The 19,337-nt window shown below is 36.5% G+C and carries 16 protein-coding genes and 6 tRNA genes; 15 read left to right on the top strand and 7 right to left on the bottom strand.

Going from position 1 to position 19,337, the window contains the following annotated elements; genetic code table 11:
- Positions 1–186 precede the first annotated feature (186 nt).
- Positions 187–1,407, top strand: coding sequence for an aminotransferase class V-fold PLP-dependent enzyme (locus PUH65_RS03075; RefSeq protein ID WP_305520429.1), 1,221 nt, complete (start codon positions 187–189; stop codon positions 1,405–1,407).
- Positions 1,408–1,527: 120 nt separating this feature from the next.
- Here PUH65_RS03075 and bcp read toward each other — a convergent pair whose 3' ends face one another.
- Positions 1,528–1,980 carry a thioredoxin-dependent thiol peroxidase gene (gene bcp / locus PUH65_RS03070; protein ID WP_305520430.1) on the bottom strand — a complete coding sequence of 151 codons (453 nt, stop codon included), beginning with the start codon at positions 1,978–1,980 and terminating at the stop codon, positions 1,528–1,530.
- A 32-nt stretch (positions 1,981–2,012) separates the two neighbouring features.
- On the opposite strand from bcp, the gene nth reads away from it, so the two are divergent.
- Entirely contained in the window at positions 2,013–2,630 is a 618-nt protein-coding gene (gene nth / locus PUH65_RS03065; RefSeq protein WP_305520431.1) for an endonuclease III, read from the top strand.
- Positions 2,631–3,187: 557 nt separating this feature from the next.
- Here the strand turns inward: nth and PUH65_RS03060 are convergent.
- Positions 3,188–4,981: a DUF885 family protein gene (locus PUH65_RS03060; protein WP_305520432.1), complete on the bottom strand. Its 1,794-nt coding sequence runs from the start codon at positions 4,979–4,981 to the stop codon at positions 3,188–3,190.
- Between the two features lie 184 nt (positions 4,982–5,165).
- Between PUH65_RS03060 and PUH65_RS03055 the strand changes: the two genes are divergently transcribed.
- The 9 genes from PUH65_RS03055 (at position 5,166) to PUH65_RS03015 (ending at position 11,433) form a co-directional block, all read left to right on the top strand.
- Complete coding sequence (locus tag PUH65_RS03055; RefSeq protein WP_305520433.1) at positions 5,166–5,627, top strand: hypothetical protein; 462 nt, start codon at positions 5,166–5,168, stop codon at positions 5,625–5,627.
- A gap of 93 nt (positions 5,628–5,720) precedes the next feature.
- Positions 5,721–6,401, top strand: coding sequence for a MotA/TolQ/ExbB proton channel family protein (locus tag PUH65_RS03050; protein WP_305520434.1), 681 nt, complete (start codon positions 5,721–5,723; stop codon positions 6,399–6,401).
- Position 6,402: 1 nt separating this feature from the next.
- Entirely contained in the window at positions 6,403–6,801 is a 399-nt protein-coding gene (locus PUH65_RS03045; RefSeq protein WP_305520435.1) for a biopolymer transporter ExbD, read from the top strand.
- Positions 6,802–6,834: 33 nt separating this feature from the next.
- Positions 6,835–7,710, top strand: a complete 876-nt coding sequence (locus PUH65_RS03040) for a ferric siderophore ABC transporter substrate-binding protein (protein ID WP_305520436.1) — start codon at positions 6,835–6,837, stop codon at positions 7,708–7,710.
- A gap of 355 nt (positions 7,711–8,065) precedes the next feature.
- Positions 8,066–9,304, top strand: coding sequence for a folylpolyglutamate synthase/dihydrofolate synthase family protein (locus tag PUH65_RS03035; RefSeq protein WP_305520437.1), 1,239 nt, complete (start codon positions 8,066–8,068; stop codon positions 9,302–9,304).
- 52 nt (positions 9,305–9,356) lie between these two features.
- A tRNA-Val gene (locus PUH65_RS03030) sits at positions 9,357–9,431 on the top strand.
- Positions 9,432–9,576: 145 nt separating this feature from the next.
- Positions 9,577–9,651: transfer RNA gene (locus PUH65_RS03025), tRNA-Val, on the top strand.
- Positions 9,652–9,692: 41 nt separating this feature from the next.
- Positions 9,693–9,767, top strand: a tRNA-Val gene (locus tag PUH65_RS03020).
- Between the two features lie 130 nt (positions 9,768–9,897).
- Entirely contained in the window at positions 9,898–11,433 is a 1,536-nt protein-coding gene (locus tag PUH65_RS03015; RefSeq protein WP_305518403.1) for a YifB family Mg chelatase-like AAA ATPase, read from the top strand.
- Positions 11,434–11,538: 105 nt separating this feature from the next.
- Here the strand turns inward: PUH65_RS03015 and PUH65_RS03010 are convergent, their stop codons facing one another.
- Positions 11,539–12,648: a DUF3078 domain-containing protein gene (locus tag PUH65_RS03010; RefSeq protein WP_305518402.1), complete on the bottom strand. Its 1,110-nt coding sequence runs from the start codon at positions 12,646–12,648 to the stop codon at positions 11,539–11,541.
- Positions 12,649–12,798: 150 nt separating this feature from the next.
- Here PUH65_RS03010 and PUH65_RS03005 point away from each other — a divergent pair, with 150 nt between their 5' ends.
- From PUH65_RS03005 to gdhA, 3 genes are all read left to right on the top strand, one after another.
- Positions 12,799–13,569: a rhomboid family intramembrane serine protease gene (locus PUH65_RS03005; RefSeq protein WP_305518401.1), complete on the top strand. Its 771-nt coding sequence runs from the start codon at positions 12,799–12,801 to the stop codon at positions 13,567–13,569.
- A gap of 28 nt (positions 13,570–13,597) precedes the next feature.
- The gene (gene dprA / locus PUH65_RS03000) at positions 13,598–14,707 is read left to right on the top strand and encodes a DNA-processing protein DprA (protein ID WP_305518400.1); all 1,110 of its coding nucleotides are present in this window, start codon (positions 13,598–13,600) and stop codon (positions 14,705–14,707) included.
- 184 nt (positions 14,708–14,891) lie between these two features.
- Entirely contained in the window at positions 14,892–16,250 is a 1,359-nt protein-coding gene (gene gdhA, locus PUH65_RS02995) for an NADP-specific glutamate dehydrogenase (RefSeq protein ID WP_305518399.1), read from the top strand.
- A 138-nt stretch (positions 16,251–16,388) separates the two neighbouring features.
- On the opposite strand, the gene uvrB is transcribed toward gdhA, so the two are convergent.
- The 4 genes from uvrB to PUH65_RS02975 form a co-directional block, all read right to left on the bottom strand.
- Complete coding sequence (uvrB, locus tag PUH65_RS02990) at positions 16,389–18,380, bottom strand: excinuclease ABC subunit UvrB (protein WP_305518398.1); 1,992 nt, start codon at positions 18,378–18,380, stop codon at positions 16,389–16,391.
- A gap of 130 nt (positions 18,381–18,510) precedes the next feature.
- Positions 18,511–18,594, bottom strand: a tRNA-Leu gene (locus tag PUH65_RS02985).
- Between the two features lie 6 nt (positions 18,595–18,600).
- Positions 18,601–18,676: transfer RNA gene (locus tag PUH65_RS02980), tRNA-Gly, on the bottom strand.
- Positions 18,677–18,707: 31 nt separating this feature from the next.
- Positions 18,708–18,789 (bottom strand) — tRNA-Leu (locus PUH65_RS02975).
- A gap of 160 nt (positions 18,790–18,949) precedes the next feature.
- Here PUH65_RS02975 and PUH65_RS02970 point away from each other — a divergent pair.
- Positions 18,950–19,324 carry a DUF3127 domain-containing protein gene (locus PUH65_RS02970; protein WP_193811353.1) on the top strand — a complete coding sequence of 125 codons (375 nt, stop codon included), beginning with the start codon at positions 18,950–18,952 and terminating at the stop codon, positions 19,322–19,324.
- Positions 19,325–19,337: the final 13 nt, after the last annotated feature.

Here is a 19,337-nt window from a genome sequence, read left to right as displayed (position 1 = left end):
CTCTTTTTTGATCTTTTGAATAACTTTCACACCATCATTCTTTTGTGTCTTTTGTGGTTAAATAAAAAATGCGGCAAAATATATTTCAAATATTTTTGTCTCTAATCTCTGGTCTTTAAATCTCAAATCTAATAAAGAATATTCAATTTAAAATTCCGTAAATTTGAAGCATTCTAAATAAGCAACATGTTCGACATCCAAAATATTCGCAGTCAGTTTCCTATTCTTACGCAAACCGTTAATGGTAAACCTTTGGTTTATCTCGATAACGGCGCTACTTCTCAGAAACCAATTTCAGTTATTGAAAGTTGGGAAAAATACTACTCTACCATTAATGCTAATGTTCATCGTGGAATCCACACTTTGAGTCAATTAGCGACTGAAGAAATGGAAGTTTCGCGGAGAAAAATCCAGAAATTTCTTAATGCTAAAAATGATTTTGAAGTTATTTTTACCAAAGGAACGACGGAAGGAATCAACCTCATCGCCTATGCAGTAACGAATTTGATTAAAAAAGATGACGAGATTATTATTTCTTATCTCGAACATCATTCGAATATCGTTCCGTGGCAAATGTTGTGTGAAAGAACCGGCGCAAAATTGAAAGTAATTCCGATGGACGAAAACGGAATTCTTCAACTCGATTTTTTAGATCAAAATTTAAGTGAAAGAACGAAGATTGTTTCTCTTAATCAGGTTTCAAATGCTTTGGGAGTGATCAATCCTGTAGAAGAAATTATTGCAAAAACCAGAGCAAATTCAAACGCAATGATTGTGATTGATGGCGCTCAATCGGTTCCGCATTTCAAAATTGATGTTCAGAAAATGGACTGTGATTTCTTTGTGTTCTCCGGACATAAAATGTACGCTCCAATGGGAACGGGAATTCTTTATGGCAAAGAAGAAATCCTTAGAAAACTTCAGCCTTTTCATGGTGGCGGCGAAATGATTGCGACCTGTTCTTTTGAAGAAACAACTTACGCAGATTTGCCATTTAAATTCGAAGCCGGAACGCCGAATGTTGGTGGAAATATCGCTTTGGGTGTCGCCATTGATTTCATGGAAAAAATTGGTCAGGAAAACATTCAGTCTCACGAAAATGCTTTGCTGGATTATGCTCAGAAAAAATTATTAGAAATTGAAGGTTTAAGAATTTACGGCGAAAAAGCAAATAGAACGGGCGTTGTTTCTTTCAACCTCGAAGGAATCGGGATTGCTTCTGATGTCGGGATGATTCTCGATAAACTCGGAATCGCTGTGAGAACCGGCCATCACTGTACGCAACCGATTATGAATTTCTTTAATATCGCCGGAACAGTTCGTGCGAGTTTTGCGGTTTATAATACTTTTGAAGAAATAGATGTTTTGGCGGAAGGGGTGAAAAAAGCCCAACGAATGCTGGGTTAGGTTTTGGTTTCACGCAAAGGCGAATTTTTTTTCACTCAAAGACGAAAAGATTTTTATAAAAATTGCCACGAATGCACGAATGAAATTATTCGTGAATTCGTGGCAATATATTTTTGTCTTTTACGAGCCTTTCAGAATTTGTTTCGCAGCCTCTTTGGTTTTCACCTTATCGATTACACGAGTACAAACTCCGTTTTCATCAAAGATAAAAGTCGTACGAACGATTCCCATGTATTCTTTTCCCATAAATTTTTTCAATTGCCAAACGCCGAATTTTTCTAATATTTCTTTGGATTCATCAGCGATTAATGGATATTGAAATCCGAACTTTTCATGGAATTTCTTTTGGGCAGAAACGGAGTCAGCAGAAATTCCTAATAGTTGATAACCTTCATTTTTTAGAAGTGAAATATTATCATTCAGGTCACACGCTTCTGCAGTACAGCCTGGAGTATTTGCTTTTGGATAAAAGAAAACTACGAGTTTCTTTCCGGAAAAATCAGATGACTTTACCGTTTCACCATCTTGATTTACACTTTCAAATTCTGGTAATTGATCGCCTACGTTCAACATATTGTTTATTTTTGTTCAAATTTAGAATTAAAATGACTAAAAAGCAAAGAGCAGAAATCGTAATGACAGAACTCGAAAAATTATATCCTGCAGTCCCGATTCCGCTCGACCATAAAGATCCGTTTACTTTACTGGTTGCCGTTGCACTTTCCGCGCAAACTACGGATAAAAAAGTGAATCAGATCACGCCTAAACTTTTCGAAGTTGCTGGCACTCCTTTTAAAATGAAAGAACTGGAAGTTGACGAAATTAAATATTTAATTAAAGAAATCGGCTTAGCAAATACGAAAGCGAAAAACCTTAAAAGAATGTCAGAACTCCTTGTAGAAAGACATAACGGCATTGTTCCCCAAACTTTTGAAGAACTGGAAGCGCTTCCGGGAGTTGGTCACAAAACGGCTTCTGTGGTGATGAGTCAAGGTTTCGGGTTTCCTGCTTTTCCTGTAGATACGCATATTCATCGATTGATGACGCAGTGGAAATTAACCTCTGGAAAAAATGTAGTTGAAACTGAAAAAGACGCCAAGAAACTGTTCCCTAAAGAAACATGGAACAAATTGCATCTTCAGATTATTTTCTACGGCAGAGAATATTCGCCTGCAAGAGGAAATAAAGAGAATGATTTTATCACAAAAATGTTGTTTGAATAAATTTCCTCATTTTGTATTTATTGTAGAAGAGTTTCAACTTTATTGACCAATTCATTGATCTCAAAAGGTTTAGCGAGAAAATCATCGGCACCAATTTCTCTGCAAATCTCCGCAGCATCAGGATGGGCAGACATTAGCATTACTTTTATATTGGCCGTTTCAGGATTACTTTTAGGTCTTTTGTTAAAGTTCGACCATCAAAGCCAGACCTCAACATATCGGTAATGATTAAGATAGGTTTCATGTTTTGCAGTTTCTGCTGATAATCGGAACGATTCCCAATGGTTTCAACATTATAACCATGTGTAAGCAAAATACTTTAAAGGTGCAAGCAAATGTTATCAAAGTTGGCATCCATAAATGATCAAAATCTGACTTGTAAAAATACTTTTTTAATAGTTCTTTTTTAATATTTTAAATATCGCGAATAACCATTTAAAAGAATCTCCTTTATTATGACATTCTATTTAAAAGATAATCATTACTAATTAATATTACAGAAAATAACAAATCCGTTAAATAGTTCAACGGATTATTCATTGTTATCACTAAAATTTTTACTGCTTTTTTGCCCAGTTTTCCATTTTACGGTCGAGAACATCTAATGGCAAACAACCCTGATTTAAAACCTCATCGTGAAATTTCGCCAAACTAAATTTGCTGCCTAATTCTTTCGTATATCTATCGCGCAGTTCACGGATTTTCAAAGATCCGATTTTATAACCGAGCGCTTGTCCAGGCATTGCCATATATCGCTCTATTTCGGCAGTTGCACTTGCTTCATCGTAGGAAATATTGCTTAAGAAATATTTAATGGCTTCTTCGCGATTCATAGTCCCGGTATGCAAACCTGTATCAATAACTAGTCGAACAGCTCGCAGCATTTGATCGCTCAAATAACCCATTTGCTGATAAGGATCCGTGTACAAACCAAACTCTGGACCTAGAGTTTCACAATAATGCGCCCAACCTTCGCCATAAGCTCCGAACCAGCCAAAGCGCATAAATTTAGGAAGTTTGGTGTTTTCCTGCTGCAACGAAACCTGGTAATGATGTCCCGGAATTGCCTCATGCAGAAATAGCGATTCCATGCCAGAAGTCACATTAAATTTCGCAGGATCGGGAATTGGAATGTAGAAAATTCCCGGTCGTTTTCCGTCCGGAGTTCCCTGAATGTATTCGGCACTTGCGGTTGCTTCCCTAAATTTTTCGGTTTGCCGAATTTCAAAAGGAGTGATCGGAGTTACCCCAAACATGGAACTTAATTTTGGTTTTATTTTGTTCAAAATCCCATTAAATCCAGCAATCACTTCCTTCTCCGTTTTATAAGGCATCGCTTTGGGATCAGACTGTACGTGAGTAATAAACTCTTCTAGCGTTCCGGTAAAACCAAGTTGCTGTTTTACTTTCTCCATTTCTGCCCGAAGCATTGCAACCTGTTCTAAACCGATTTTATTAATCTCCTCCGGAGTTTTAGTCGTTGTTGTCCAACTTTTTGCGTAGTAAGCATAAATCTCATTTCCTTTTGGTAACGCATTAATTCCATCGCTATTTCTTGCTTTCGGTAAATATTCATTTTCCAGAAAAGTTCCCATTTTGGTATAAGCCGGAACAATTTTTTTAGAAACAACCTCTTTGTAAGCAGCGGTCAGTTTTTGTTTTTGTGCATTGCTAAAACTTTTAGGAAAATTTTTAACCGGACCATAAAAAATATTGGTATCGAAATCAGAACTTGTTAATTCTTCTGCCTTCATTTGAGGAATCATTTTCGCTACCAATTTCTTCGGCAAGACAAAACTGTTCTTTATTCCTTCCCGGAAATTTCCTTCTGCAGTATCCATCCATTCTGGAAACTTCTCCATTCTCTTCAACCAATCTTCATAATCTTTTTCTGTTTTAAAAGGTTGACTTCCCTCCCCGCTTCCCAACAATGGAAAATCAAGGGGCAAACCACCAAACTGAGTAAAAGGAATATATTCCGGGTGATACGCATATCGCTCAATTTTATCTTTCAAAGTATAATCTAAAACATCATATACCGTTTTATCATCATCGTTCAAGGATTTATAATCCAGTTTCTTTAATTGATTTTGAACCGAATTATAAAATGAGATTTCGCCCGAAATAAAATCTTTATCAATATTTATCGGCAACTGATCATTATAACGCAAATCTCCTTGGGAAGTAGCTTCCAAAGGATAAAGTTTCAAATAGTTCTCGTAGTAATCAGCCGCAATAGAATCAACTTCAATCGGTGTAACTTTGGTTAATGGAGAGTCCGATTTTTTACAACTCGTAAAACCAGCAGCAATTCCAAATCCGAGGATAGAAGCGTATAGTAAGTTTTTCATTATTATAATTTTAAAGATGCTAAATTAATTTTTTTTGTTTAAAGTATAACGATTAAGAATTAAAGTTCGATCACTATTTATACAGGATTTAAATTAGTGATAAATAATTTTGCGCAATCAATCTATTTTTTATCTTTGTTCTATCAGTTTCGCTGAATACATAACACAATTTTTCCTAATAGAAATGAAAGGGATTTTAAAAATCTATCATCCGGATGAAACCCTAAAATACCACATCCAGAATACTTATTGCAAAGCTGTTTACAGCAATACTCAACATTTTTTAGAAGTAGAAATCATCACCGATGATTCCTTGGATCATGTAGATGATGATTCTTTGCAATATCATTTCCCTCAGATTTCGATAAATGTTTTCGATATGCCGATTGAGGATGCTGAATTGGTAGGCAAAACTTTCGAAATTAATGGTGAAGACGCAGACAATTTCACTGGCGTAGATCTCTTTGACGATGAAGATGTTTTTCTTACAGACAGCAAACTCGTTTTCAAAAATGATGCTTCTGGTGAATTAGAACTGTTCTGGGAAGGGAATATCACTGATTTCTACACGGGTTCTGAAGAGCCAATTCCGTTTAAGTTAAAATGTAATTTTAAGCAAGACGAAATTATCGTAGACGAAGACTAATTCTATTTATTTATTGCAAAATTTAAATAATTACCTTAAAATCTGTAATATTAAGGTATTTTTGACGTTCAATCTAAAAATCAAAACAAAAATATGTTTTTACAAACTCCAACGCAAATCATCAATACCACTACAGAAACGCACGTTTTTTCACTTTGGGAAATCCTTTTTGGCGGCGGACTCGTCGGAAACATAATTATGATTGCTATTTTTCTTTTAGGAATTTTGGCACTTTACATCTTTTTAGAAAGATATTTTTTCATCAAAAGGGCTTCAAAACAAACTCCTAATTTTTTAGAAAACATTAAAGATTTCGTTCAGGAAGGTAAAATCACCACAGCGATTGACTATTGCAAAACCATTGATTCGCCAGAAGCAAGAATGATTGAAAAAGGTTTAGCCCGAATCGGCAGACCGATTTCTGACATTTCAAATGCAATGCAAAATCAAGGTCAGTTAGAAGTTTCCAAACTGGAGAAAAATTTAAACATATTAGCATCTGCTTCAGGAGCAGCACCAATGTTAGGATTCTTAGGAACGGTTGTCGGAATGATTATGGCGTTTTTCGAAATCTCAAATGTAACCGGTGCGGTAAGTCCAAAATTGTTAGCATCTGGAATTTATACCGCGATGGCAACAACTGCGGTCGGTTTGTTTATCGGAATCCCCGCTTATTTTTTCTATAATATTTTGGTAACCAATGTAGACCGTTTGGTTTTAAAAATTCAAACCCATGTCAATGACTTTTTGGATACCTTAAATACCCCACTATAATATGGAATTGAAAAGAAAAAACAGAGTCAACGCCGAGTTCAGCATGGCGTCGATGACAGATATTATTTTCCTGTTGTTGATTTTCTTTATGATTACCAGTTCTGCTATAAGCCAAAGTTCAATTGAAGTAAAATTACCAACAGCAGATACCAAGAACCCAAGCGTTCAGGATCCATCGGTGGTAACGATTAAAGAAGACGGCAAGTATTTTGTAAACGATAAGGAAATCCCGAAAGAACAATTAGAAGAGTATTTGGTTTCGACCTTGAAAGATGAAGAAAAACCTTCATTCACCATCAGAGCCGATGAAAACACCAAACATAAAGATGTTGTTTTCGTGATGGGAATTGCAGAAAATCATCATTATAATTTAGCAATTGCAACCACTCAAGAAAAATAGAACGATTAATTCTTTATAAAGAATTCCGTAAAAATGCATTATACCATTCAACATAAAAAGAACGAAGAGAAAGACCGAAGAAGAAGCGTAATTATTACGTTCCTTATTTCGCTATTGTTATTCTTGGGCATATTCTTTTATAAGTTTACCAAAATCACCGAAAAACCAGAGCAAGTTACAACCATGCTTGTTAATTTTGGTGACAACAGAGACGGTGCAGAAATTGAAGAACCCGCTAATCAAGACGGAAGTTTAGCCGCTAATTCAGAAGTTACAGAACCTGTTCAGGAGACCGTTCCCGAAGCAAAGCCTGAACCCGTAAAAGAAATAGTAAAGCCTGTGGTGAAAGAAAAAATCATCACTGGGAATAATCCAAAAATAACTGCACCGAAAGCAGAAAAATTAGAAAAGACAGCACCTAAAACGCCGACCAAATCTGCAACTCCGAAAACAACTCCAGCCAAGGCAAGCCCTGCCAAAGCGACCACTCCTAACTCCAACACTGGAACTGGCGATGGCAAAGGAACTGCAGCAGTTGGGAATCTTTTGAAAGGTCGTGGTACCAAAACCGGAACTCAGGGAACTACTGGAACAACTGGCAATGCCGGTGATCCTTTAGGTGGGGATGGAAATGGCGACAGCAAAGTTGGCATCGACAGAAAATTAGTTGGCTTTATCCCCGGAACCATGGGACGTGGCGGCGCGCAACCGGCGCATAATTGTTCGGCGAGTGGCACCATTAATATCGCTTATACGGTAGATAAAGCCGGTAATGTAATTTCCGCAAGGCGTTCAGGCGGTAATTCCGATCCATGTATGGTCTCGACTTCTTTGAGTTGGGTAAAAAAATACGTGAAAGCAGAAAAAGCGAACACCTCCTCTACAGGAACTTACAGTATTACTTTTTAAAATTTTTGGAACGATTTATCCGCCTATCTTTCTCGATTTATTTAAAATTAAGAGCAACATTTCAACTATCATTTATTTTGTAAAAAGAGTTTGACATTAACCTATCGAATGGTTCGATGATTCAAATAAAGAAAGCAAAAATAACATCCTCAGGTTGGTCGCAGTACCGGCAAATCAAAACCATCTGCAAAGCAAAAATAATTTGCGAATCTGCAAAAGAGGAGTTCATTCTATTTATTTGAACTTTATTTTCTAATCTAGCAAAGACCAAAAAGGTACATTTGCAGATAAAATCTTTTCGACTTTACGATAAGAATTTTATTTAGATATTAAAAACTTTCAGGACTTTTGCACCATGACAAATCAGCAATACCAAGAAGCGATAGACTGGCTTTTCGTACAAATACCAAGTTACCAAACCGATGGAAAAAAGGCTTACAAACCTGGTTTGGAAAACATTATAAAACTCTGCAAACTCTTTGGTAATCCTCAAGAGAAACTTAAAATAATTCACATTGGCGGAACCAACGGAAAGGGTTCTACCAGTAATATGCTCTCTTCTGTTTTACAAGAAGCCGGTTACAAGACTGGACTCTACAATTCCCCACACCTCATCGATTTTACAGAAAGAATAAAAATCAATGGAGAGAATTGTGACAAAGAATTCGTTTATCATTTCATTCAAAAACTAAGAAATTTACCCAAAGAAATAACGCCTTCTTTTTTCGAATTTACCACTATTATGGCTTTTGAATATTTCTTCCAAAAGAAAGTAGATTATGCCATTATCGAAGTTGGTTTGGGGGGCAGATTAGATTCCACTAATATCATCACTCCGCTTATTTCAGCGATTACTAATGTCGCTTTGGATCACCAGGATCTTTTAGGAAACACGATTGAAGAAATTACCCGCGAAAAAGCCGGAATTATCAAACCTAGTATTCCCATTATTTCGGGAACTGAAGATGCCCTTGTTTTGAAGATCATTAAAGAAAAAGCAACCGAACAAAATTCAGAATTTATTGATGCTACATTAATTGAGACAAATATAAAATCTGATCTAAAAGGAAATTATCAGCAAAAGAATATTAAAGTTGTTTTGGCGATCATTAAAGAACTACAAAACTTAGGAATTGAAATTTCAGAAAGAGATATTGAAGCAGGACTTTTACAGGTTCATAAAAGTACCAATTTCATCGGTCGCTGGTTCGAGTTTTCGCAAGATCCACTAATTATTTGCGATACCGCACATAATCAAGCAGGGTTAGAATTGGTATTTGCACAGCTCAACTCCATTAAAAGAGTCAAACATATTGTTTTAGGATTCGTAGCAGAGAAGAACATTGATGAAGTTTTACAGATTCTTCCAACCAATTCAACCTTTTATTTTGCAAAACCATCCAACAATCGAGGCCGACAACCAAAGGATTATGAAGAATTATTAAAAAAATCGAAAATAAATTATAAAATTTTTGATACGATACAAGAAGCCTATCTTTTTGCAAAACAACAACTTAAAAAAGAAGAAATGATTTTTATTGGCGGAAGCAACTTTGTAGTCGGAGAATTTTTAGAAAAAAATTTGCGACATTAGAAATTTTCTGTACATTTGCCGAACCAAAATTTGAAACATCAAAAATGGTATCGGGCTCTTAGCTCAGTTGGTTCAGAGCATCTCGTTTACACCGAGAGGGTCGGGGGTTCGAATCCCTCAGGGCCCACCCAAGAAACCTCAGTTTATTCTGAGGTTTTTTTTATTTTTAAGACAGTTGTATAAGACCGTGCACAAAATTTAAAAAAATTAGTGTAATTAAAAAAAAATTGTATATTTGCAAAACCAAAATTTGAAACATCAAAAATGGTATCGGGCTCTTAGCTCAGTTGGTTCAGAGCATCTCGTTTACACCGAGAGGGTCGGGGGTTCGAATCCCTCAGGGCCCACCCAAGAAACCTCAGTTTATGCTGAGGTTTTTCTTAATTTAGGGCGGTTAGCTCAGTTGGTTCAGAGTGTTGCGTTGACATCGCAGAGGTCGCTGGTTCGAACCCAGTACCGCCCACGAACTCCTCAAGAAATTGAGGAGTTTTTTGGTTATAAACCTTCTTCTTTTTTCCCATTCAAAAACCCGAACTAATTATTTTTCAGAAGATTGAGATTAATTTGCTAATTTTAATCTCAAAACACAAACCATGTTAATAAAAATTTACGGCAGCGCCATCTTCGGAGTTTCTGCGCAAACCATCACCATAGAAGTTAATGTAGATACGGGCGGCGTGGGATATCACTTAGTCGGCCTTCCAGATAATGCGATTAAAGAAAGCAGTTACCGAATATCAGCAGCCTTAAAAAACATCGGTTTTAAAATTCCGGGCAAGAAAATCACAATTAACATGGCTCCGGCAGATTTGCGAAAAGAAGGTTCTGCTTATGACTTAAGCATCGCTTTGGGAATCTTGGCGGCTTCCGAGCAGATTAACGCCGAGGATATCAGCAAATACATTATTATGGGTGAATTGTCTTTGGATGGCGGATTATTGCCTATTAAAGGAGTTTTGCCAATCGCCATTAAAGCAAAAGAAGAAGGATTTAAGGGAATCATCTTACCAAAATTAAATATTCGAGAAGCCGCAATCGTGAGCGAATTAGAAGTTTACGGCGTTGATAATATTAAAGAAGTCGTGGATTTTTTTAATGAAGGTATTCCACTGGAGCGAACTACGATTGATATCCGCAAAGAATTTCAGGAAAAAATTCATCATTTCCCAAATGATTTTTCCGAAGTGAAAGGTCAGGAAACTGCTAAACGTGCGATGGAAGTTGCTGCAGCAGGCGGACACAATATTATTCTCATTGGCCCGCCAGGAAGCGGAAAAACGATGCTTGCAAAAAGGGTTCCGACCATCTTGCCGCCATTAACGTTGAAAGAAGCCTTAGAAACAACAAAAATACATTCTGTCGCAGGAAAGATTGGAACTGAAACTTCTTTAATGACGGTTCGCCCCTTTCGCAGCCCGCACCACACTATTTCGGATGTCGCACTCGTCGGCGGCGGGAGCTACCCTCAACCAGGTGAAATTTCGCTAGCACATAATGGTGTTTTATTTCTGGACGAAATGCCCGAGTTTAAAAGAACGGTTCTTGAAGTAATGCGCCAACCTTTAGAAGATCGGGAAGTCACGATTTCCCGAGCGAAATTTACGGTGAATTATCCAGCGAGTTTTATGTTGGTAGCAAGTATGAATCCCAGTCCAAGCGGTTTTTTCCCCGATGACCCCAATAACACTTCGTCTCAGTTTGAAATGCAACGGTATATGAATAAACTTTCGGGGCCACTACTCGACCGTATCGATATTCACATCGAGGTACAAAAAGTAGAATTTGAACAACTTGCGGACAAAAGGAAAGGCGAAAAAAGCGACGACATCAGGCGTCGGGTTTTAATCGCACGGGAAATTCAGAGCACTCGATTCAAGGATTCAGAGATTCATTACAACGCACAAATGGGTCCACGTGAAATTGAAAAATTCTGCGAATTAGACCAGGATTCACAAACACTCATTAAAACCGCCATGGAAAAACTGAATCTTTCTGCAAGAGCATACGATAGAATATTAAAAGTTTCCCGTACCATCGCCGATTTAGAAGAAACAGAAGCGCTAAATTCTGCACATATTTCAGAAGCAATCCAATACCGGAGTTTAGACCGGGAGTTTTGGAATGTTTAAGAAACCGCTATGATACATTAACTAATACAAGAAGCATTTAAAGAAAATACCGCTCCAAAAGAAACGGTATTTTCTAATCTTTAATGAAAATCATTTGCTACGAATTTAACTAGCTACAAACGGTTTAATCATTTTTTTATTCTTTTCTTTAAATTCAAATCCAAGATTATAAGAGAAGCCAACTCCTAATGTCTGTTTAAGTTGTAATTTCTGCATTTGATCATGATCGTAAAGCAAATCTAAACTAATAACGGTGGTAATAAATTTATTGAATTTAATGTTAAGCGTTCCGTTGTACGCAATATCAACTCTTTCAATATGATTAATGTAATTGCTGAAAAAATTTACCTGGTTTACCAAATTAATATCTTTATAAAGATTGATTCGATAAAGAATATTAACCAAAGCACCGAGTTCTGCACGTACTGACTGACCATCTTTTTCTAACCCATACCTACCCGCCTTTTGTAAATAAGGATCTGTTACAAAAGTAAATTTCCCATTGACTGGTCTAAAAATAACCTGAAAATTCTCGCTTGGATTGTACAAAATACCAACCCCAGCGTAAACATAACCCGGCGACATAAATCTTGAAATTCGATCGTCAAAGGAAGGACTTGGCGTTTCAGTATAATTATATCCTGCAGAAAATTGGGATAGAAATTGAAATCCTGTTGATAAAAAGAAGTTTCGCCCAATATCATATCCGTAATTGGTCATGATATTGATGTAATCTTCGGTTTTACGGGAGGACTCTCCTTGAGAAGAAACAAAGCCATAACCCAACTGAATATTATTATCTAAAAAATGTCGCCTGTTTTTATAACTAATATTATAATTAACTTTCCCGATCACACCAATGTTGTTATTCCCTCCAGAATTCCAGTTTGAGAAAGAAGATTGATTAAAAACCAAATTATTCTGACCATAATAAAACCATCTCATCGGACCCTTTAATCGAACTAAATTATAAGGAGTTACCGGAATTTCCTCCTCTGATTTTACCACGCTAACCTCCTCTGGAACAATGATGATATCTTTAAAACGAACTTCGAATTTCTCAAACTTTGGATTGGCCAAACTATCTAAATCCAGCACATTACTATTCCACCTCGATTGAGATATGGAATCGATTTGTGACAAAACATTCTTGTCTTTTTGAGCAAAAACACCAATTGAAATAAACGCAGCAATAAAAACACTCAAATTTCTCATAGAGTGCAAATTTAAGACAAACAAATAATGTATAAAACTTGTTTTGTTTTGTTTTCGCACTTTTTGTCTGATTTTAATTACTTTTATATAAAGATTTAGCCATAATTACTCATTATTTATTTTGGATGCTCTTTTGTTTAAAAAACAACCATGTTCAGAAAACACTTAAACCTCGATGCAGTAAAATACGCAGCCATAATGGTTGCAATGATGTGGCTGGGTTTTTTATTACAACACATAGGTTGGTTTAGCGGTTGCTCAGGCGCAATTATTCCACTGAGTCCTTATGGTTTAAAAGGAATTTTTCTTTCTCCTTTTCTACACGGGAGTTTAGAACATATTTTTGGCAATTCAGTTCCGATTTTTGTTTTAATGTTCCTGCTTTTTCAATTTTATCCTTTTATCGCCAAAACAGTTTTTCTTCTTGGCTGGATTCTTACTGGTTTTTTGGTTTGGCTTTTACCCCCAATCGATATTTTCACTGGAGAGTATAGTCAAGTTTGTATTATCGGTGCAAGTGGAATCGTCTATGTACTTGCATTTTTTCTTTTTTTCAGTGGAGTATTTCGGTGGAACATGAAATTCTTAACCGTTTCATTGGTTGTCGCACTCTATTACGGAAGTTTAATCTGGGGAGTTCTACCCGAAGAATTATTTTCAAATCTCGCAGAACCTAGCAGAATATCTTGGCAATCCCATTTATCAGGCGCAATTATTGGGATTTTAATGGCCTTTCTTTTTCGAAAATCAGGAGAAAAAAAAATAAAATACATTTGGGAATTTCCGAACTATTACAGCGAAAAAGATGACAAACTATGGCAAGAATACAAAGAAAACCATCCTGAAGATTTTCTGGAACTTCCTTATAAAAAGAAAGAAAATGTGTGGGAACGCTTAGATGAACTTCGTAAAAATGAATAATTTTTGATACTTTTGATAAAACTTCTTTATGCGTTCCGAAGAAAACCTTTACGCTATTGCACTGCGGCACTGCCCCTTAATCGGAGATTTAGTTTTTCGAAAATTGGTGGGCGAAGTGGGCTCAGCAAAAGAAGTTTGGGATCTTTCGAAATCAGGTTTACAAAACATATTCGGTATTGGTAAAAAAATAGCAGTCGAAATAGGAAATTCTGAACACTTAAAATTCGCCGAAAAGGAGATTTCATTTTGTGAGAAAAACGATATCAAAATCAACCTTCGCCATCTTGGAGATTTACCAACACTGTTAAATGAATGTGAAGATGCCCCCGCTATTTTGTATCAAAAAGGAGAATTTAACTCTTCAAAAAAAGCAGTGAGTATTGTTGGAACAAGAAACCTCTCGACTTACGGAAAACATTTTATCCGCGATTTTTTGAATGATGTAAAAAAAGAAAAAATCATGACCGTGAGTGGATTAGCCCTAGGCGCCGATGCAGAGGTTCACGATATTTCTATTCAAAACAACATTACAACTATCGCTGTTTTAGCCCATGGATTTCACACGCTTTACCCTTCAAAAAACAGAAAACTTTCCCAAAAAATTTTAGAGAACAATGGTGTTTTATTTACCGAGTTCAATTCTTCTCAAAAGCCAGATCGGGAGAATTTTATACAGCGGAACCGAGTTATTGCGGGTTTAGCACCTGCAACTATTGTTGTGGAAAGTGCTTTTGGAGGTGGCTCCATCAGTACCGCAACTTTTGCCAATAATTACAACAGAGAAGTTTATGCGCTTCCAGGCAGGATTGATGAGAAATACAGCCAAGGATGCAATCAACTAATTTATCAAAATAAAGCAGCAATCATCTCCACCATTTCGTCACTGATTGATCAACTTGGATTTCGGGATGATGTAGAAAAAACAGGTGATCTTTTCCCTGATTCTGAAATAAAAGTTCTGTTGCCAGAACACCAACAAACTATTTTTAATATTCTAGATAAAAAGATTCCATTATCCTTAGATGAGATTTCCCAAAAACTGGAAACACCAACTTATAAAATTTTACCAGATTTGTTACAATTAGAAATTCTCGGATATATTAAAGCGCTTTCTGGCAGACAATACCTTTCCATTTAACACTTTTCAATTTTTGAAAATTTAGAAATAATCCAACAATGTTGTTATTTTGATATTTTTAATGTTTGTTTTGTGAATTTAATAAAAATAAACCGTATTATTGTTAATAATTCAATAATATTTAAAATTTTTCTTGTACGTGCTGAAAAAAGATTAAATTTGTTAGTAATAATTCTCAATTCTTATGGAACATTATAACGTAGAGCAAAAAATTCAGGAATTTATCGCAAATATTGAAGCGAAAAACCCAAATGAGCCAGAGTTCTTACAAGCCGTAAAAGAAGTTGCTACTACAGTAATTCCTTTCATTGCCACTCGTAAAGAATACAATGGAATGAAACTTCTAGAGAGAATGGCAGAGCCAGAAAGGACTATCATTTTCCGAGTTCCTTGGGTTGATGATGCTGGTGAAATCCAAGTAAATAGAGGATTTAGGATTCAGATGAATTCTGCAATTGGACCTTACAAAGGAGGAATTCGTTTTCACCCAACCGTAAATTTATCTGTCCTTAAATTTTTAGCATTTGAACAAACCTTTAAAAACTCTTTAACAACTCTTCCAATGGGAGGTGGAAAAGGAGGTTCCGATTTTGATCCACAAGGAAAATCAGATATGGAAGTTATGCGTTTTTGTCAGGCATTTATGACAGAAATGTGTAAATATATCGGTCCTGAAACTGATGTTCCTGCGGGAGATATTGGTGTTGGTGCAAGAGAAATTGGCTATTTATTTGGTCAGTATAAAAAAATCAGAAATGAGTTTACCGGTGTGCTAACTGGAAAAGGACTGGCTTATGGTGGGTCATTAATCCGTCCGGAAGCGACAGGATATGGAGTTGTTTATTTCTGCGAGCAAATGCTGAAAACCATCGGACAAGAAGTTAAAGGTAAAACTTTTGCAGTTTCTGGTTTTGGAAATGTTGCTTGGGGTGTTGTTAAAAAAGTAAATGAATTAGGAGGAAAAGTTTTAACCATTTCCGGTCCTGATGGCTACGTATATGACGAAGACGGAATCTCCGGAGAAAAAGTGGATTACTTATTACAACTTCGTGCCTCTGGAAATAACAGAGCGGAAGATTTCGTTAAAAAATTCCCGACTGCTCAGTTTTTTGCAGGCAAACGCCCGTGGAGTGTTAAATGTGACGTTGCAATTCCTGCAGCAACACAAAACGAATTATTCTTAGAAGATGCTCAAACACTTGTGGCTAATGGAGTAGTATGTATCACTGAAGCAGCAAATATGCCTTCAACTCTTGATGCAATTAATTATTTCTTAGACAGCAAAGTTTTATTCTCACCAGGAAAAGCGTCGAATGCGGGTGGTGTAGCAACATCTGGTTTAGAAATGACTCAAAATTCAATTCGTTTGAACTGGTCTTCTGAAGAAGTTGATGCAAGATTAAAAGAAATTATGATCGGAATCCACAAAGCATGTCGAGACTATGGTAAAGAACAAGATAGCTACGTAAATTACGTAAAAGGCGCAAACATCGCTGGGTTCGTGAAGGTTGCCGAGGCAATGTTGGCACAAGGAGTCGTGTAAAAATAGAAGCCAGAGTTCACTCTTGCTTATTTCATAAAATCCTGTCCCGGGAATATGGGAAAAAAGTAAAGTGAAAGGATAAAAAGCATTGAAAATTCAATGCTTTTTATTATTTATGGGAAAGGATTATTTACACAACTATTCTTTCAATGCATTGATTTCATCTCTCAGTTTTGCTGCTTTAATGAAATCCAGATTTTTTGCAGCAGTTTCCATGGCTTTTTGTTTTTCCGCAAGCAACTGCTCCAAACCTTCACCACCATATTTTGCTTTCTGCTCCGCAACCTGTTTCAAAATTTCTTTTTGAGTGTATTTTTCATCCGGGAAATCTTTGCTTCTTCCCACCAACACCTCAGATATTTTTTTATTTAAAGCAGTCGGCACTTGACCATGTTTTTCATTATACTCGATTTGTTTCTGTCTTCTATAAATCGTTTCATCAATAGTTGCCTGCATCGATTTAGTGATCTTATCGGCGTACATGATGGCTTTCCCATTAAGGTTTCTAGCGGCTCTACCCACCGTTTGCGTCATGGATCTTCTTGACCTGAGCATCCCTTCTTTATCGGCATCTAAAATGGCAACTAAGGAAACTTCTGGTAGATCCAGACCTTCTCTTAATAAGTTAACTCCCACCAGAACATCAAATAAACCAACACGTAAATCCTGCATAATTTGAATACGATCCAAGGTTTCTACATCAGAGTGAATATATCTTGTTCTAATGCCGAACTTGGTAAAGTATTTCGTCAATTCTTCCGCCATTTTTTTTGTTAAAGTAGTAACCAGTGTACGCTCATCAACTTCTGCCCGTTTTTGAATTTCTTCCATTAAATCATCAATTTGATTTAAAGAGGGACGAATTTCAATCACAGGATCCAGCAATCCGGTCGGTCGAATAATTTGTTCCACATATTCTCCCCCACTTTTTTCGAGTTCATAATCTGCGGGAGTTGCAGAAACATAAATAACCTGATTTTGAATAGCTTCAAACTCTTCAAACTTTAAAGGACGATTATCCATGGCTGCTGGAAGTCGGAATCCATGTTCTACCAAAACTTCTTTCCTGCTTCGGTCGCCACCATACATCGCATGAACTTGTGGAATAGTTACGTGGCTTTCATCAACCACCATTAAATAATCTTTAGGGAAATAATCCAGTAAACAGAAAGGACGGGAACCAGGTAATCTGCCGTCAAAATAGCGGGAATAGTTTTCTATTCCACTACAATAACCGAGTTCTTTCATCATTTCTAAATCCAGTTCGGTCCTTTCCTGTAAACGTTTTGCTTCGTAAGGTTTTTCAATTTCATTAAAGAAATCGACCTGTTTAACCATATCATCCTGAATTTCCTTAATAGCACTTACCTGCGTTTCTTTGGAAGTAACAAAAAGGTTTGCGGGATAAATTTTAATCTCATCAAAATGATCCATCACATTTCCGGAAAGCGGATCAAAACTTTGAATCGTTTCGATTTCATCTCCAAAAAACTGAAATCGAATTGCATTATCAGCATAAGCTGGAAAAACATCCACCACATCACCTTTCACTCTAAATGTTCCACGTGTAAATTCATTTAAAGTTCTTGCATACAAAGCATTAACTAAGGAATGAAGTAAATTGGTTCTCGTTATTTTTTGATTTTTCTCAATGGAAATAAGTGACTTTTCAAATTCTTTTGGATTTCCCACACCATAAATACAGGAAACGGAAGCGACAATTAAAACATCTCTTCTGCCCGAAAGCAAACTCGCCGTAGCAGAAAGTCGCAGTTTTTCTACTTCCTCATTAATAGATAAATCTTTTTCAATATAGGTATTGGTTGAAGCAATAAATGCTTCTGGCTGGTAATAATCGTAATAAGAAACGAAATATTCAACGGCATTATTAGGAAAAAACTCTTTAAATTCCATAAACAATTGCGCCGCCAAAGTTTTATTGTGTGCTAAAACCAAAGTTGGTTTCTGGGTATTATTGACCACATTCGCTACTGTAAATGTTTTTCCCGAACCTGTAACTCCGAGAAGGGTTTGGTATTTCTCCCCTATTTCTACTCCTTCGGTCAGTTTTTTTATAGCAGTTGGCTGATCACCTGTGGGTTTATATTCTGATTGTAATTCAAATTGCATGGTGCAAAAATACGGAAAAGAAAAGAAGTGATGTTTAAATTTTATGGAATCGGGAATTGAGAATATAAAAAGATGACTCAACTTTAAATAAAAAAAAACGCTGCTAATCTATGATTAACAGCGTTTAAAGTACCTCGGACGGGACTTGAACCCGTACATCCTTACGGACACAGGATTTTAAGTCCTGCGTGTCTACCAATTCCACCACCAAGGCAAAAAGTGGAGCGAAAAACGGGATTCGAACCCGCGACCCCGACCTTGGCAAGGTCGTGCTCTACCAGCTGAGCTATTTTCGCAATTTCTTGAAAAAATCCTCAGAAATTTTCGTGCGGATGAAGGGACTCGAACCCCCACGCCTCACAGCACCAGATCCTAAGTCTGGCATGGCTACCAATTACATCACATCCGCTAAATGAACTCTTTCTCTTTTTTTGTGAGTGCAAATATAAAAGATTTTTTCTAACTAATCCAAACTATTTTTTTTATTTTTTTATTTTTTCGAAAATAACCGCAGAACTTTCTTTTTAGATTCCTTTTTATTACTTTTACACCTTTAACGAATTTATATCATGGAATTACAAGGAACAGTAAAGAAAATAACTGAAGTTCAGACGTTTGCGAGCGGATTTCAAAAAAGAGAAATGGTTTTAACAACCGAAGAACAGTATCCGCAACCTATTAATATCGAATTTCTACAAGAAAAAGGAGATTTGCTTAATCAACTAAAAGAAGGTGATAAAGTGAAAGTTTCCATCAATATTAGAGGTAGAGAATGGACTTCACCACAAGGAGAGGTAAAATATTTCAACTCAATCACTGGTTGGAAAGTTGAAAATGTAGAATCTGCTGGCGGTTTTGAACCAACTCAAGCAACTCCATCTGCAACGAAACCGGCAGAAGGAAAAGGCGTTTTTGAAGAAGACGAAGACGATTTACCTTTCTAATATTGAAATTTAA

It is taken from the genome of Kaistella sp. SH40-3 (assembly GCF_030686865.1).
In the GTDB taxonomy this organism is placed as follows: Bacteria; Bacteroidota; Bacteroidia; order Flavobacteriales; family Weeksellaceae; genus Kaistella.
This window is presented reverse-complemented; position numbering and strand designations above follow the sequence as displayed.